Origin of the sequence: Marinirhabdus gelatinilytica (assembly GCF_003353425.1) — a bacterium.
Taxonomy (GTDB): domain Bacteria; phylum Bacteroidota; class Bacteroidia; order Flavobacteriales; family Flavobacteriaceae; genus Marinirhabdus; species Marinirhabdus gelatinilytica.
Window position 1 is genome coordinate 233,138 of the sequence record NZ_QRAO01000003.1, and the last position, 14,641, is coordinate 247,778.

Genomic DNA, 14,641 nt, shown 5'->3' on the forward strand with positions numbered 1-14,641 from the left:
TTTACTAAAAATAGCGTATGGAAACGCAGCAAACTGTTGAAGAAGGCAAGACTATGGCTATCATTGCGTATGTTACCGTAATTGGTCTTATCATTGCCTTTATTATTAACAACGACAAAAAAAATAGCTTTACCGCATACCATATCCGGCAAAGTTTGGGTATTTATATTTTGTGGTTTGCATTATCATTGGCCCATACCGCACTTTCGTTTATAGTGCACATCCCCCTACTTTCTTGGATTATCTATATCTGCATGATAGCTCTAGTGGTTATTGGTCTTATCGCTGCAATGCAAGGTGAGCGAAAACCTGTACCCATTGTAGGAGAAAAATTTCAAGAGTGGTTTAAAAATATTGGTTAAACACTAATTCAAACATTCCCTATTGAGGCCGCAGTTTTGTAACTTGCGGCTTCTTTTATGTTACACATTATTTTCTATGGAAAAACAAACTCTTTCACTGGAACACAACATACAATTTGCTGATAGTGCTTCAGAAAAATCACCTGTTATCATTATGCTACACGGTTTTGGAAGTGATGAAAACGATTTGTTTTCGTTTGCACCAGAACTCCCCTCCCACTACACCATTATTTCGTTGAAAGCACCTATCCCAATGCAACCCTACGGAAATGCTTGGTACAATATATATTTTGATGATGCCAACGGAAAATTCAGCGACGACGAACAGGCCATTGCTTCACGGGAGTTGGTCGTTAAATGTATAGATGAAATTATCGAAAAGTATAAAGTTTCCGAAGAAAACGTAACACTTTTGGGCTTTAGCCAAGGAACCATCCTTAGCTTTTCGATAGCGCTTAGTTATCCCGAAAAAGTACAGCGGGTTGTAGGGTTGAGTGGTTATGTAAATGAAGGCATCTTAAAAAAAGGATATGAAAACAACGATTTCAGTAACTTAAAGATATATAGCTCGCACGGAAGTGTAGACCAAGTGATACCCGTTTCTTGGGCGCAAAAAACCAAACCATTTTTGGAAAAGTTAAACATCCCCTGCAAATACTCTGAATTTCCCGTGGGACACGGTGTGGCACCACAAAATTTCTATGAATTCAAGGAATGGTTGGAAACAACTGAAGGATCCAACAATAAAAAGTAAATGCTTGGCTATTGCTAATTCACGTATAAAACCTCGTCCAATCGCTCGATGGAAAGCTCATTGTTCTGGTCAAAGAAATATTCTATTAGCACCTCGCCCCAATTGTCCCCATCACTAAACTCGGCAATTATCCAGCGATGGTTCAAGAATTTTATTTTATTGATCTGCATGGTTCCTTCTATGCTTTCCACAGGCACTAAAGGGTTCCCTCCTGGGGCTACATTCATATCCAATATTTTGTCCCTCACCATGTTTTGTACATCTGCCGCTTCCATGCCAAGACGTTCAAGATAGGTCATAGCGTCATCATTACCCATTAAATTGAAATAATTGAGCTCCCCTATCCGCTCTTCCTGCAGGTTTGCAAGAGAGTCGGCCTCTTTTTGCTTTTGGGTGAGGCTTTCGATCTTTCGTTCCTGGTTTTCAAAGATAGATTTCTCGTTCATATACTGAAATATGATAAACAGCACAGCAAAGAAAAACAGGTACATAAATATTTTATTCTTCATCTCGGGTAATTTAAATAGTTACGTATTAAACTGAAATTTTTAATCCATCGTATGCCAAATGGATATTGGGAGGTAATTTTTTTTCAATCTCTTTATGAAAGCCAAACATATGGCTTATGTGCGTAAAATAGGTTGTTCCTGGGTTTATTTTTTTTACAAGTGCCAGTGCTTCTTCAAGATTTAGGTGGGAATGGTGTGGTTTTTCACGAAGACAGTTCAGCACGAGGACTTCAGTGTTTTTTATTTTTTCAATTTCGGTATCGGCTATTGTTTTAACATCGGTCAAATAGGTAAAGTTTCCAATCCTGAAACCTAGGACCGGCAAAGATGCGTGATGGGCTTCAACTGGTATAATCAGGGTTTCAGCTATATGGAAATTTGAGTTTTTGTCTATTTTGTGTTCAGCAATGGTAGGGGCACCGGGGTATTTATTTTCAGTTTCAAAAATGTAACCGAAACGTTGGTGCAAGGCCTTAAAAACTCGCTCGTGGGCATAAAAGTCTACAAGTCCTTTCTGAAAAGAAAACGGTCTTATATCGTCCAGTCCTGCGGTGTGGTCACTATGTTCGTGGGTTAACAGGATACCGTCTATCTCTTGTACGTCCTCCCGTAACATCTGCTGCCTGAAATCTGGCCCACAATCTATAATATACCGGTGAGGGCCCCACTCCAACATTACCGAGACCCGCAATCTTTTATCCTTACTATCGTTACTTAAACATACTGGGTGCGAGCTGCCTATTACAGGTATTCCCTGTGAAGTTCCAGTACCCAAAAATGTTACGGTGAGCTCATGTTTCATTATGACAAAAATAACAGGATTTTTTTTAGTTTGCCTTGCCTATTCGTTACCTTTGTTAGAGCACATTTAAATAGTGTATTATGCCAGATATGATTAAAGGGGATAAAGAATTTGAGAATATCCCTTCCATAAGAAGTAAAGCCTTGCGTATTAACCTGAACGAGAACATCTATGGTACTTTTGCCGAGATTGGGGCCGGACAGGAAACCGTTAGAAATTTCTTTAGGGCAGGTGGAGCCTCTGGTACCATTGCCAAGACTATGTCTGCTTACGATAAGGATTTTAGTGATGCAATTTATGGCGTAGAAGAAGATGCCAGGTATGTTACGGAGTCGCGTCTCAAAAAAATGCTTAACCACGAAATGAACCTTATTGAGGAACGAATCGTGCGTGAAAAACATCCTGAGAAATTGTTCTTTGCCTATGCAAACACCGTAGCAACTATAGATTTTGCCAAAAAATACAAAGGACACGGATGGCTGGGAATACGCTACCAAACCAAACCAGAAGAAGACTATAGCGAAATTATTCTCCACATACGTTTCCATGAGAACGATGCCGTGGCACAACAGATCACGCTGGGAATATTAGGGGTAAATTTAATTTATGGCGCTTATTATAAATACGACCAGCCCCGAAAATTACTCCGCTACCTTTATGACCATATTGACAAGGACAAAATTGAGATTGACACCATTAATTTTTCGGGACCCAAATTTGACGATAATGTGGATAATAGGTTGATGAGCCTTCAGCTTATTAAAAACGGTATGACCGATGCTGTGATGTTTGGCCCGGATGGGAACAACATACTTCCCGCCCGTATACTCTACAAAAAGAACATCTTAGCGCTCCGTGGAAGTTTCCGCCCTGTAACAAAGGTGAATATTGATATGTATGAGAGGTCGTACGAAATGTTCCTAGAAGAAAACAAGGTTGAAAAAGATCGCACCGAGGTGATCTTCGAAATCACCCTCTCCAACCTGCGTGCCGAGGGAGAAATTGACGAAGAAGACTTTATGGACCGTGCCCGACTACTCTGCTCATTGGGCCACACGGTAATGATCTCCAATTTCCAAGAATATTACAAACTGGTAGAATATTTTTCGCGATATACCAAAATGCGCTTAGGGCTTGCCATGGGCGTAAACAATCTAGTGGATATTTTTGATGAAAAATACTACCGTCACTTAAGTGGTGGTATCTTGGAAGCCTTTGGTAAACTGTTCTTTAAGGACCTTAAGGTATATCTATACCCTATGCGAGACCCAGAAACGGGCGAATATACCACAAGCGAAAATCTAAAGGTGCACCCTCGTATGAAGGAGCTCTACAAGTTCTTTAAATACAACGGCAAGGTTGTGGATATTAAAAACTTTAACGAGAATATCCTCAATATTTTCTCTAGAGAAGTCCTCCAAAAAATTGAGGACAATGAAGACGGTTGGGAGGATATGCTGCCCAAAGGAGTTTCTGAAATTATAAAGGAAAAACAACTATTTAGTTGTCAATACGCAAACGAAGCTGAGACCTTAAAAGAGTAAGATTATTGTAATAAAATATAAAAATCCCGCATGCAGCGGGATTTTTTCGTTGTCTATTTATCTTCTAAAATCTGTGCAGCGTGATCTTTTGTTTTCACTTTATCAATCACACGTTCCACGACACCTTCTTCATTCACTAAAAAAGTTTTACGATGTATTCCATCGTACTCACGGCCCATAAATTTTTTAGGCCCCCAAACGCCAAAGGCATTTATCACTTCTTTATCTACATCTGCCAAGAGCGGAAACGGAAAGTCGTACTTTTTTTTGAAATTGGATTGCCTTTTTTCACTATCGGCACTTACACCTAAAAGTTGGTAGCCTTCATCCTGAAGTTGCTTGTAATTGTCTCGAAGGTTGCACGCTTCAGCAGTACAGCCAGGGGTGCTGGCTTTTGGGTAAAAGAAAACCACTAGTTTTTTTCCTTTGTAATCGTTTAACGAAACGGTATTGCCAGCTTCGTCGTTAACAGTAAAATTTGGCACTGTATCGCCTGCTTGTAAAGTATCCATAGTTTATTTTTGCATAAAAATAGAGAAAATGAACAAGCAAGAAAAGGTACAGTTTGTTATAGATACGTTAAATGAACTCTATCCAGAGATTCCTATCCCACTAGATCACAAAGATCCTTACACCCTATTGATTGCCGTCTTGCTATCGGCACAAAGCACAGATGTTCGCGTAAACAAGATAACACCATTATTGTTTGAAGTAGCCGATAATCCCTACGATATGGTTAAACTTTCGGTAGAAGAAATACGAGATATCATAAAACCCGTAGGACTTTCACCTATGAAAAGTAAAGGCATTTACGGTCTTTCAAAAATCTTGATTGAAAAATATAAAGGAAAAGTACCCCAAGACTTAGAAGCCCTTAAAGAACTTCCTGCTGTAGGCCATAAAACTGCGAGTGTAGTGGTTTCGCAAGCTTTTGGAATTCCTGCGTTTCCCGTGGACACCCACATACACAGATTGATGTATCGTTGGGGACTAACAAACGGAAAAAACGTAGTACAGACCGAAAAAGATGCTAAGAGGCTATTCCCTAAGGAAATATGGAATAACCTGCATTTACAGATAATTTGGTATGGTCGCCAATATTCTCCAGCAAGGGGCTGGGATTTGGAAAAGGACATTATTACGAAGACTATTGGTAGAAAAACCGTCTTGAACGAGTATTACAAGAAGAAGAAATAGCAGTTGATGGAAATAAAAAAAACCCTGAAAGTGGTGAATTTCCAGGGTTTTTCCAAAGTTTAGTTAAGAAGTGCTTCAAACTTCAATTTATGGTAATCTATAACACTTAAAGCCTTCGAATAATCCAGAAGGAACTTAATAGTTTCTCCTTTAGGGACCATATTTTTACCCACGTGTCCCGATCGTGGTGTTTCGGAGTACATTTTTTGCATAGAACGTAATTTTGAGGTTAATGTTACCTAATAACGTACTATAAAAATGTTTATTGTGTTAATTTGTCAATACAATGTTATGTTTATCAATTACTTTGCGCAAATTAATGAGCGCATAACGCATTCTTCCCAGTGCTGTATTGATGCTAACACCGGTTTGCTCACTAATTTCCTTAAAGCTCATATCCTTGTACATACGCATAACGAGCACTTGTTTTTGGTCCTCGGGAAGCTCTTGTATCAACCTTCTTACATCATTTTCCACCTGTCCCTTTATGAGCTGTTTTTCAGCATTTAAGCTTCCATCGCTCAATACCGAAAAAATATTGAAATCGTCTTTGTTCTCAAACTTCGGCATTCGGTTATTCTTCCTGAAATGGTCTATCACCAAATTGTGTGCAATGCGCATTACCCAAGGCAAAAACTTTCCTTCTTCGTTATATTTCCCACGTTTAAGGGTCCTGATAACCTTAATAAAAGTGTCCTGAAAAATATCTTCGGCCACATCGCGGTCGAAAACCTTGGAATAAATAAAACTGTAAATTCTTTGTTTGTGGCGGGTGATTAGATCGCCCAGTGCAGATTCATTGCCTTGCATGTACGCACTTACCAAAGATGCATCGGTAATTATGCTTTTTTTCATATCAATACTTTCTAAATTAAACAACTATGCTTTTGGTTGATGAGCTGTCTGAAAAAATTTTTAAAAGTAGTAATATGCTATAGGCAATAATTTTTAGTAATCTCGTTGTTAGGGGTAAATATAATAACAAAGGATTGTGAAATGCAAATATATTGTGAGTTTTTTCTTAAAATAATGATAAATTTTTGCAGAAATACAAGTAGCCACACCCCACAACCCGTGACTTTGTTAAGCTTTTCACAATTTAAAATAATTTCTCCAAAAATTTGTTTGGCTTAGTAAAAATCAGACAATTGTACTAAAAAAGATAGTGTGTAAATGGTATCTTTGCATTCAATTTTTTGAAAGATATTCACTAAAGAAGCCTTTTCTATCTTGAGCAACCAAACATTGGACACCAAAAACAACATCATTATTCAAGGTGCAAAATTGCACAATTTGAAGAATATTTCTGTAGCCATACCAAGGAACAAATTGGTAGTGATCACGGGGCTCTCAGGTAGTGGAAAATCAAGCTTGGCGTTCGATACTTTATATGCCGAGGGACAACGCCGTTATGTAGAAAGTCTCTCTTCTTATGCGCGCCAATTTTTGGGAAGGTTGGACAAGCCAAAGGTTGATTCTATTAAGGGAATCGCACCAGCAATCGCAATTGAGCAAAAGGTGAACACCACCAACACCCGCTCTACAGTGGGCACCTCTACCGAAATCTACGATTATCTCAAACTGCTCTTCACCAGAATAGGTAGAACCTACTCGCCCGTAAGTGGTAATGAGGTAAAAAAAGATACGGTGACCGATGTTGTAAAGCACATTAAAACATTTCCGGAAGGAAAAAAACTCCTCCTTCTCGCTCCAATTCAACTAGAAGAAGGGCGCAGCATGGAGAACAAAATCCAAGCACTGGCACAACAAGGCTACGCAAGGGTAAAAATAGACGGTACGGTTGTTAGGATAGATGAATTATCGAAAAACCTGCCGAAGGATATCCAATTGGTCGTAGATCGTGTAATCACAAAAGACGACGAAGACTTTTACAACCGTCTCGCAGATGCCGTAGAGATTGCATTCTTTGAAGGAAAAGGAGAACTTTATATTGAAAATATTGACGAGGGAAACACCCGAGAGTTCAACAATAGGTTCGAGGCAGATGGGCTTACATTTGTAGAGCCCAATGTACATTTGTTCAGTTTTAACAATCCGTACGGGGCTTGCCCAACCTGCGAAGGTTATGGAGACGTTATTGGTATTGACGAAGACCTTGTTGTTCCAAACACAGCCCTTTCTATCTATGACAATGCCATTTTCCCTTGGCGAGGTGACAGCATGGGCTGGTACCGTGACCAACTGGTGAACAACGCCTATAAGTTCGATTTCCCTATACACAAACCTTGGTTCCAACTCACTGAAGAACAAAAACAATTGGTTTGGGACGGCAATAAGCATTTTGAAGGCCTGCACGATTTCTTTAAGTACCTAGAATCGAAGAATTACAAAATACAGAACCGTGTAATGCTCTCCCGCTACCGAGGGAAGACCAAGTGCAGTACTTGTCACGGTAAAAGATTGAGACCAGAAGCTGGTTACGTAAAAATAAACAATACTTCAATCCAGGATTTGGTAAACAAGCCTTTGGATGAATTGGCAGTATTTTTTAAAGAACTTATCCTAAACCAGTACGAGCAGCAAATCGCTAAGAGGTTGCTGCTGGAGATCAATAATCGTCTTTCGTTCTTAATGGACGTAGGCCTTAGCTACCTCACCCTTAACCGAAAGAGCAATACGCTCTCAGGCGGGGAATCCCAGCGAATTAATTTAGCCACTTCGCTGGGGAGTAGTTTGGTGGGCTCTATGTACATCTTGGACGAGCCCAGTATTGGCCTGCATCCAAAAGATACCGAACGATTGATAGTAGTACTTAAATCACTACGCGATCTGGGTAATACCGTAATCGTCGTCGAACACGACGAGGATATCATGAAAGCTGCCGATGAGATTATCGATATTGGTCCCGAGGCCGGAACTTTTGGTGGTGAAATAGTGAACACGGGTACTTTTACAGAAATTTTAAAAGGCGCTTCCCTAACGGCAAATTACCTGAACGGCACATTAAAAATTGATGTTCCCACAAAACGCCGCACCTCAAAAAGTGTGATCACTATCAAAGGAGCACGACAAAACAACCTACAGAATGTAGACGCTACCTTCCCATTGGGTGTTTTTACTGCGGTAACGGGTGTTTCGGGAAGTGGGAAGAGTACACTCGTAAAAAAAATATTATACCCAGCGTTACAACGCGAAATAAACGGTTTTGGCGAAAAGCCTGGACAATTCACCTCGCTGGACGGAAGCTTCAGCAGTATCAAAAATGTTGAATTTATAGACCAAAACCCCATTGGGCGCTCCAGCCGAAGCAACCCCGTAACCTACATTAAGGCGTATGATGACATACGAAATCTCTTTGCCACACAAAAACTTAGTGACATACGTGGTTACAAGGCAAAACATTTCAGTTTTAATGTCGCGGGCGGGCGATGTGAAACCTGTAACGGAGAGGGCGAGGTAACCATAGAGATGCAGTTCATGGCCGATGTACATCTGGAATGCGAAACCTGCAACGGAAAGCGTTTCAAAAAAGAAATTCTGGAAGTAAAGTTTCACGATACCAGCATTAACGATGTATTACAAATGACCATAGATGATGCCATCTCTTTCTTCAATCAGCACGACGAAACCAAGATCACCAAAAAGCTACAGCCCCTACAGGATGTAGGTTTGGGCTATGTACAGTTGGGTCAAAGCTCCTCTACCCTTTCGGGCGGTGAGGCACAACGTATTAAATTGGCATCTTTTTTAATTAAAGGAAACACAAAAGATAAGGCACTCTTCATTTTTGATGAACCTACCACAGGTCTCCATTTTCACGATATCAAAAAACTACTGGCCTCTTTTTACGCCTTATTGGATAATGGACATACTGTAATTGTAGTAGAGCACAATCTGGACCTTATTAAATGTGCAGACCATATTATAGACCTTGGTCCTGGTGGTGGTAACAAAGGTGGACACATTGTAGCCCAGGGACCGCCTGAAGAAGTTGCAAATAGTGAAGACTCCATCACAGCGCCGTATTTAAGGGAAAAGCTTCATTAACCCTTAATCGTGACCCCTCTTTAATTTTTTTGGCACGATGATTGTTTCTTGTTAAACGATCAAAAAAATGAAGTGCTCATATAGCTGGTTTTGGTCCAAGAAAAAGAAAATTAATACTACAATATAGTTTTTTGGTTGGTTAGTTAAACCCGCTGGTTTCAAAATCTTTTGAGACAGCGGGTTTTTTCTCTCCTATATACTTTTCATAATAGATAAAACACGACCCACACCTTGGATAGTGCTGTAAATCAATTTTTTATATTTTTGGCACGGTCGTTGTTTCTAAGTGATGTGTATAAGCTGACCAAAAAGTAAAAGCAAGTACGAACCTAAAATTTCAAGATTATGAAAAAGCTAGTTTATTTATTCTGCAGTATGTTTCTTGTCGCTGGTATGGCAAAGGCCAACAACAACGTGATGGAAGAAACTACATTGAACGCCTACAATGGCAAATCGTATATTTTTACCGAGGGGGCTGTTGAATTTTCAGTTTTTCCAGATGGTCAGTTTGATTTTGTATATGTTGGTGGAAACAGAGGAAACAACGTGAGCGTAAATGTTAACTCACCTGGAGTAAGCCTTTCCTTTAACTCTGGTTACGACTACGATATGTATGTACAGTATGATGATTACGGAGCCGTTATACAAGTTGAAGACATCCCTATTTATTATGACGAGTTTGGACGTATTGTCCAAGCGGGTAGTGTAGAGATACGCTATAACAACCGCCGTATTGTTAATGTAGGAAGCTTAGTTGTGCATTACAACAACTACGGGTATTTCTCACACTGTACAGGGTTTATTAATCCTTGGAACCGTTTCTACGTATACCGCCCTTGGCACGTATATTACGTAGCACCAGTATATACAAGCTGTATTGTGTACGACTATCCTTATAGAAGATATTACGCACCAAGAAGATACTCTTGGGGATATCATAGACAACACTATATAAGAGGGTATAATAGAGGATATGCAAATGCAAGAAGAGATTTTTACAGGCCCGGAAGTCGTGTACACTATAAAAATGGTAGAACTGCCGTTAATAGAAGTTACAACCCGAACCGTAGGAATACTATGGTAACAACCTCTAACCGTAATGGCAGGTCCAACATAGCGAACAATAGAACAAACCGCGGTAACTCTCGTGCCACAGCAAAAAACACTCGAGGTAATAACAGCCGTAGTATTGCAAAAAATACAAGTAGAAATAATAATACACGAGGTATTGCAAAAAACTCAAATAGAGGAAACGTTAACAAGAGCCGTACTATCAAGAATAACCGCGGGGTTGCAAAAAACCGAAACCGCGGAACTATTTCTAAAAGTAGAACCTCTAATAATAGAGGCACCGTTAACCGAAGTACATCCTCAAACCGTAAGGTAGCTCGTGGAAATACCTCTAACAGAAATGTGAGCAAGGGCCGTACTTCTACAAAAAGAAATGTGACCCAGAACAGAAAGACAACTTCTAGAAAAGCTACCACCTCACGTAGCTACGCAAATCGCTCCTCAAAGAGCAATGTATCTAAAAGAAGTAGTAATGTAAACAAGTCTAGAGCAAGCTCTTCCAGAGGTAGCAAAAGTGCTAGAAGCAGCAATACCCGTAGCCGAAGAGGACAATAAAAATTTTGGTTGGTTAGTTAGAAATCCCTGTAATTCGCACCTGCGATGCCCAGGGATTTCGTTTTTATAGGGTTTTCAGCAACGTGGCCATCTGTTCGGTTAAATGCTTTCGGGTATATTTTGAAATGTTGGTTGAAATGTTCCCAACCCCCTCACCTTTAAAATCATTGTAATAGCTTAAGATAGCATCTTTCAATTTTTCTTTTTCTGCTGAAATATAAAAATCGCCACTCCCCGATTCTTTAACCACTTGCTGTATATCGCTACCCTTTGGGCCTAATGCAATTATGGGACGCTCTGCCCTGATGTATTCAAACAATTTTCCAGGAATGATGGCACGCGTTTCTGGGCTGTCAATTTCCAAGAGCAACAACAATTGGGCATTGTGCTGCAATTGAAGCGCCTCCTTGTGGGAAACATACCCCACGTTCCGAAGGTTCTGGGACAACCCAAAATTAGAAAGACTCTTCAAAATCCCATCCCCCACGACTCCAGCCAACACGATCTCGAGATCTTCCCGAAAGCCTTCAATCTCTGAAGCCAGTTCATCCAACACCTCCCAGAGGACGGTAGGGTTACGTTCACTCAACAAAGAACCTATGTGCGCCAGGGAGAACTTTTTATCCAGTTGGGGCGTGATGGTTTCCCTACGCTCAAAACCATTGGTTATCACGGTTACCGACCGTTGGGTGATGGCTTCAAATTCTTTTTTTGTGGTGGGGCTCGTTACGGTGATAGCATTTGCAGATTGTAAAACTTTAGCTTCAAGTTGTTTGTGCTTACGTTTCGAGCTTTCGGTCAATCGTAAGGAATCGTGGTAATGTATCGTGGTCCAAGGGTCCCGAAAATCTGCCAACCAAGGAATTTTCGTCTCTTCTGAAAGTTGGAGCCCAATCAAATGCATACTATGGGGAGGTCCAGAAGTAACAACACTTTCCACAGGGTTTTCAGACAAGTATTTTTTCAGAAATGTTACCGAAGGTTTTACCCACCCTACTCTAGCATCTGGAATGAAGAAATTCCCCCTAACATAAAGCATCATTTTTTCAATAGCCGAAAGATTGTTCTTGGCAATGATACCACTGCTCATTTCTTTCGTTTTCTTCCTCGAGAACCATTTAGCAAATTTGTAGGGTTCATTTACCGGCTGGCTAATAATTTCAATATCTGAAGGAACTTCAGCCAAAAAACTTTCGTCACGCAATGGGTAATGCGCATCCTGTGGGATATACACCACGGGGTCAATCCCAAAGTCCCTAAAATATTTCACGAAATAAAGCCATCGCTGTACGCCCGGTCCTCCCGCTGGCGGCCAATAGTAGGTTATGACGAGGACACGCTTCATTAGGAATGGGTTTCCTTTTTACTTCGGAAAATTATATACAACCCACCTAAAAGAACCAGCAACAATACGATGCTGCTGCCCAATGCAATGGCGCTTCCCTTTTCAACAACAGTGGCTTCAAACTTAAACTCAATCTTGTTGTTTCCCGCAGGAACCTTCATCCCACGAAGTATGTAATTTACACGAATGTGTTCAGCTGGTTTTCCATTAATATAGGCGTTCCAGCCCTGGGGATAATACACTTCAGAAAATACTGCCAATTGCGGGCTTTTGGTACTGGCCTCGTACGTAAGATGGTTAGGTTGATGGGCTACTAGCTCGATAGTTGCCGTACTGTCCCGCTGTATATTTTCCAGCGGCAATCTGTCCTTAAATTCTTGGTGCACAATTGCGGTTTTTTTGGTATCGAGGCTATCCAACAATAAAATTTCTTCATCGGCAGTTTCGGCAAACTGAACATTCCCTACAAACCAAGCGGGGCCATTGGCATACGGGTTTCGCTGGGCTATGGGACCACCACCTTTATTCTGAACAATAAAATATTTCACATTCAGCATATTCATAATACCCACGTCGCCGTTGTATAAATAGAAATCGGCTATGTCCTGCATCCTCCCAGGCTTTGCTGCGTGGTAACCTCCCAATGCATTGTGATAGTAGCTTGCGGCACCACTGTTAAAGGCGCTTCTGGTTGCATCGTACACACGGTAATGGCCATCGTCTTTTAGAATCATTTCGTCTGCACCACTCTTGGGAAAGGGTTGGTCCATGATTCGTTTTTGTACAAAATCATCATTGTTTACATAGCGTCTATCTACTCCCACAAGATCGAACAATACGAGAACCACTAGAGCGCCAACAGCAATGTTCTGTTTCAATTTATCCTTTAAGAAAAACCACAGTGCAGCAGCGGCCAACAACACTAAAACCAAGGAGCGAATGGCGTCTTTCATAAACAAGGCCGCACGATCATCACGAACTGCTTCTACCAAACCATTCCCTAATTGGTCACGGATACCTACATCATATGGACTCGCAAAGTCGAAACCGGGGATGGCATCCTTCAGAAGGATAAATAACAGGATAATCCCACCCACGATGCCTGATGAAAAAAGTAAGGCTTTCTTTCGTTTTTCTTCTTTGTTAAATTCACTAAAAAACTGATGGAGCCCTACAATTGCCAGAACGGGTACAATCAACTCAATCAACACCTGAATGGACGAAACGGCCCTAAATTTATCGTACAACGGCACAGTATCGATAAATAAGCGGGTGAGTGTTTCAAAATTATCGCCCCACGATAAAAAGAGGCTTAGCAGCAAACCGGCCACGGCCCACCATTTTAATCTTCCACGTACCAAGAATAAAGCCAGCACAGCCAGGAAAAGCATAATGGCTCCTACATAAGCTGGTGCGGCAACTATAGGCTGGTCGCCCCAATACATGGGTAATTGTTGCAAAATTTGGTTTGCTTCCTGTGGAGATGCACCTAGTTTTATCAATGCTTCAATTGTTTCACCATCTTCGGGTAAGGGCTCACTGCTTCCACCTCCCATAAAACGAGGGATGAGCAGATTGAAACTTTCTAACTTTCCATAACTATATTCGGTAATATACTCATAATCAAGACCCTCAACATTTTGTTTTGGGGTTCCATCTGGAGCAATGGTAAGCTCGTTCTTTCCACGGGTCGAGGTATCTGCGTATTCTTTAGTGGCTAGGATATTGGTAGCATTTAGTCCTACCGCTATTAAAACCCCAAGCACCATAACTCCTACTGCCTTAAAGTAATGGGGCAGCATCTTTTTCTTAAAGGCATCAATAAAATAGGCAATGCCTATGCAAATTACAAGCAACAGCAAATAGTACGTCATCTGGAAGTGGTTGGTCACCAGCTCCAGCCCCATGGCAATTGTGGTAAGGATAAAACCCCAAAGGTACTTGCCTTTAAAGGTGAGGATAATTCCGCTAAGGACCAATGGCATGTAAGCTATGGCGTGTGCCTTGGCATTGTGCCCCACTCCTAAAATAATGATGAGATAGGTAGAGAAACCAAATGCCAATGCCCCTAAAAATGCTAGTTTGTAATCTACCTTCAACACTAAAAAGAGGATATACATTGCTATAAAATAGAGAAACAGATAATCTGCCGGACGGGGCAAGAACCGTAATGCCAGATCTAATTTCTTGATATAGTTGTGTGGATATTTCGCTCCCAATTGGTAAGTAGGCATTCCTCCAAAGGCAGCATCGGTCCAATAGGTCTCTTCGCCCGTGGCCTCCCGGAAATCGTTTTGTTGCTTTGCCATTCCCCTATACTGTACAATATCACTCTGAAAAATGGCTTTCCCTTGCAAGACCGGACTAAAATAGGCCAGCGATGTAATTGTGAATAAAATAAAGACAACAAGGTGTGGAAGAAATTTCTTTACGGAAACGTTCATAGATGGGTTGCTAAAATAGAGCTGGAAAATTACAAAACTAAAAGGATTTT

The 14,641-nt window shown here is 40.8% G+C and carries 13 protein-coding genes; 6 read left to right on the plus strand and 7 right to left on the minus strand.

Features of this window, described 5'->3' with window-relative positions:
* The first annotated feature begins 17 nt into the window (after positions 1 to 17).
* Positions 18 to 362: a DUF4870 domain-containing protein gene (locus C8D94_RS10125; protein ID WP_115123828.1), complete on the plus strand. Its 345-nt coding sequence runs from the start codon at positions 18 to 20 to the stop codon at positions 360 to 362.
* A 76-nt stretch (positions 363 to 438) separates the two neighbouring features.
* Positions 439 to 1,116, plus strand: coding sequence for an alpha/beta hydrolase (locus C8D94_RS10130; protein WP_115123829.1), 678 nt, complete (start codon positions 439 to 441; stop codon positions 1,114 to 1,116).
* A gap of 14 nt (positions 1,117 to 1,130) precedes the next feature.
* Here C8D94_RS10130 and C8D94_RS10135 read toward each other — a convergent pair whose 3' ends face one another.
* Together C8D94_RS10135 and C8D94_RS10140 are read right to left on the minus strand one after the other, a co-directional pair.
* On the minus strand, positions 1,131 to 1,625 hold the full coding sequence (locus C8D94_RS10135) for a hypothetical protein (RefSeq protein WP_115123830.1): 495 nt from the start codon (positions 1,623 to 1,625) through the stop codon (positions 1,131 to 1,133).
* A 25-nt stretch (positions 1,626 to 1,650) separates the two neighbouring features.
* Positions 1,651 to 2,427 (minus strand): MBL fold metallo-hydrolase, encoded by a 777-nt coding sequence (locus C8D94_RS10140; protein WP_115123831.1) that lies wholly within the window; start codon positions 2,425 to 2,427, stop codon positions 1,651 to 1,653.
* Between the two features lie 80 nt (positions 2,428 to 2,507).
* Between C8D94_RS10140 and C8D94_RS10145 the strand changes: the two genes are divergently transcribed.
* On the plus strand, positions 2,508 to 3,971 hold the full coding sequence (locus C8D94_RS10145; RefSeq protein ID WP_115123832.1) for a nucleotidyl transferase family protein: 1,464 nt from the start codon (positions 2,508 to 2,510) through the stop codon (positions 3,969 to 3,971).
* A 53-nt stretch (positions 3,972 to 4,024) separates the two neighbouring features.
* On the opposite strand, the gene bcp is transcribed toward C8D94_RS10145, so the two are convergent.
* A complete protein-coding gene (bcp, locus tag C8D94_RS10150; RefSeq protein ID WP_115123833.1) occupies positions 4,025 to 4,483 on the minus strand; it encodes a thioredoxin-dependent thiol peroxidase in 459 nt (152 codons plus the stop codon).
* Between the two features lie 28 nt (positions 4,484 to 4,511).
* Between bcp and C8D94_RS10155 the strand changes: the two genes are divergently transcribed.
* Positions 4,512 to 5,168, plus strand: coding sequence for an endonuclease III domain-containing protein (locus C8D94_RS10155; RefSeq protein ID WP_115123834.1), 657 nt, complete (start codon positions 4,512 to 4,514; stop codon positions 5,166 to 5,168).
* 59 nt (positions 5,169 to 5,227) lie between these two features.
* Here C8D94_RS10155 and C8D94_RS15320 read toward each other — a convergent pair whose 3' ends face one another.
* Positions 5,228 to 5,380, minus strand: a complete 153-nt coding sequence (locus C8D94_RS15320) for a hypothetical protein (protein WP_170134757.1) — start codon at positions 5,378 to 5,380, stop codon at positions 5,228 to 5,230.
* A 58-nt stretch (positions 5,381 to 5,438) separates the two neighbouring features.
* Positions 5,439 to 6,023, minus strand: a complete 585-nt coding sequence (locus C8D94_RS10160) for an RNA polymerase sigma factor (RefSeq protein WP_115124040.1) — start codon at positions 6,021 to 6,023, stop codon at positions 5,439 to 5,441.
* Positions 6,024 to 6,398: 375 nt separating this feature from the next.
* On the opposite strand from C8D94_RS10160, the gene uvrA reads away from it, so the two are divergent.
* Entirely contained in the window at positions 6,399 to 9,176 is a 2,778-nt protein-coding gene (gene uvrA / locus C8D94_RS10165; protein WP_115123835.1) for an excinuclease ABC subunit UvrA, read from the plus strand.
* A gap of 345 nt (positions 9,177 to 9,521) precedes the next feature.
* On the plus strand, positions 9,522 to 10,802 hold the full coding sequence (locus C8D94_RS10170; protein WP_147278535.1) for a hypothetical protein: 1,281 nt from the start codon (positions 9,522 to 9,524) through the stop codon (positions 10,800 to 10,802).
* Positions 10,803 to 10,866: 64 nt separating this feature from the next.
* Here C8D94_RS10170 and C8D94_RS10175 read toward each other — a convergent pair whose 3' ends face one another.
* Positions 10,867 to 12,147 carry a glycosyltransferase family 4 protein gene (locus tag C8D94_RS10175; RefSeq protein ID WP_115123837.1) on the minus strand — a complete coding sequence of 427 codons (1,281 nt, stop codon included), beginning with the start codon at positions 12,145 to 12,147 and terminating at the stop codon, positions 10,867 to 10,869.
* A complete protein-coding gene (locus tag C8D94_RS10180) occupies positions 12,147 to 14,591 on the minus strand; it encodes a YfhO family protein (RefSeq protein ID WP_115123838.1) in 2,445 nt (814 codons plus the stop codon). The genes C8D94_RS10175 and C8D94_RS10180 overlap by 1 nt, the downstream gene beginning before the upstream one ends.
* Between the last annotated feature and the right edge of the window lie 50 nt (positions 14,592 to 14,641).

What these genes read in the sequence shown, in the direction of transcription:
- C8D94_RS10160 (WP_115124040.1), bottom strand. Translation starts at nt 6,023, where the DNA reads ATGAAAAAAAGCATAATTACCGATGCATCTTTGGTAAGTGCGTACATG.
- C8D94_RS10130 (WP_115123829.1), top strand. Translation starts at nt 439, where the DNA reads ATGGAAAAACAAACTCTTTCACTGGAACACAACATACAATTTGCTGAT.
- C8D94_RS10180 (WP_115123838.1), bottom strand. Translation starts at nt 14,591, where the DNA reads ATGAACGTTTCCGTAAAGAAATTTCTTCCACACCTTGTTGTCTTTATT.
- C8D94_RS10135 (WP_115123830.1), bottom strand. Translation starts at nt 1,625, where the DNA reads ATGAAGAATAAAATATTTATGTACCTGTTTTTCTTTGCTGTGCTGTTT.
- C8D94_RS10175 (WP_115123837.1), bottom strand. Translation starts at nt 12,147, where the DNA reads ATGAAGCGTGTCCTCGTCATAACCTACTATTGGCCGCCAGCGGGAGGA.
- C8D94_RS15320 (WP_170134757.1), bottom strand. Translation starts at nt 5,380, where the DNA reads ATGCAAAAAATGTACTCCGAAACACCACGATCGGGACACGTGGGTAAA.
- C8D94_RS10125 (WP_115123828.1), top strand. Translation starts at nt 18, where the DNA reads ATGGAAACGCAGCAAACTGTTGAAGAAGGCAAGACTATGGCTATCATT.
- bcp (WP_115123833.1), bottom strand. Translation starts at nt 4,483, where the DNA reads ATGGATACTTTACAAGCAGGCGATACAGTGCCAAATTTTACTGTTAAC.
- C8D94_RS10170 (WP_147278535.1), top strand. Translation starts at nt 9,522, where the DNA reads ATGAAAAAGCTAGTTTATTTATTCTGCAGTATGTTTCTTGTCGCTGGT.
- C8D94_RS10155 (WP_115123834.1), top strand. Translation starts at nt 4,512, where the DNA reads ATGAACAAGCAAGAAAAGGTACAGTTTGTTATAGATACGTTAAATGAA.
- C8D94_RS10145 (WP_115123832.1), top strand. Translation starts at nt 2,508, where the DNA reads ATGCCAGATATGATTAAAGGGGATAAAGAATTTGAGAATATCCCTTCC.
- C8D94_RS10140 (WP_115123831.1), bottom strand. Translation starts at nt 2,427, where the DNA reads ATGAAACATGAGCTCACCGTAACATTTTTGGGTACTGGAACTTCACAG.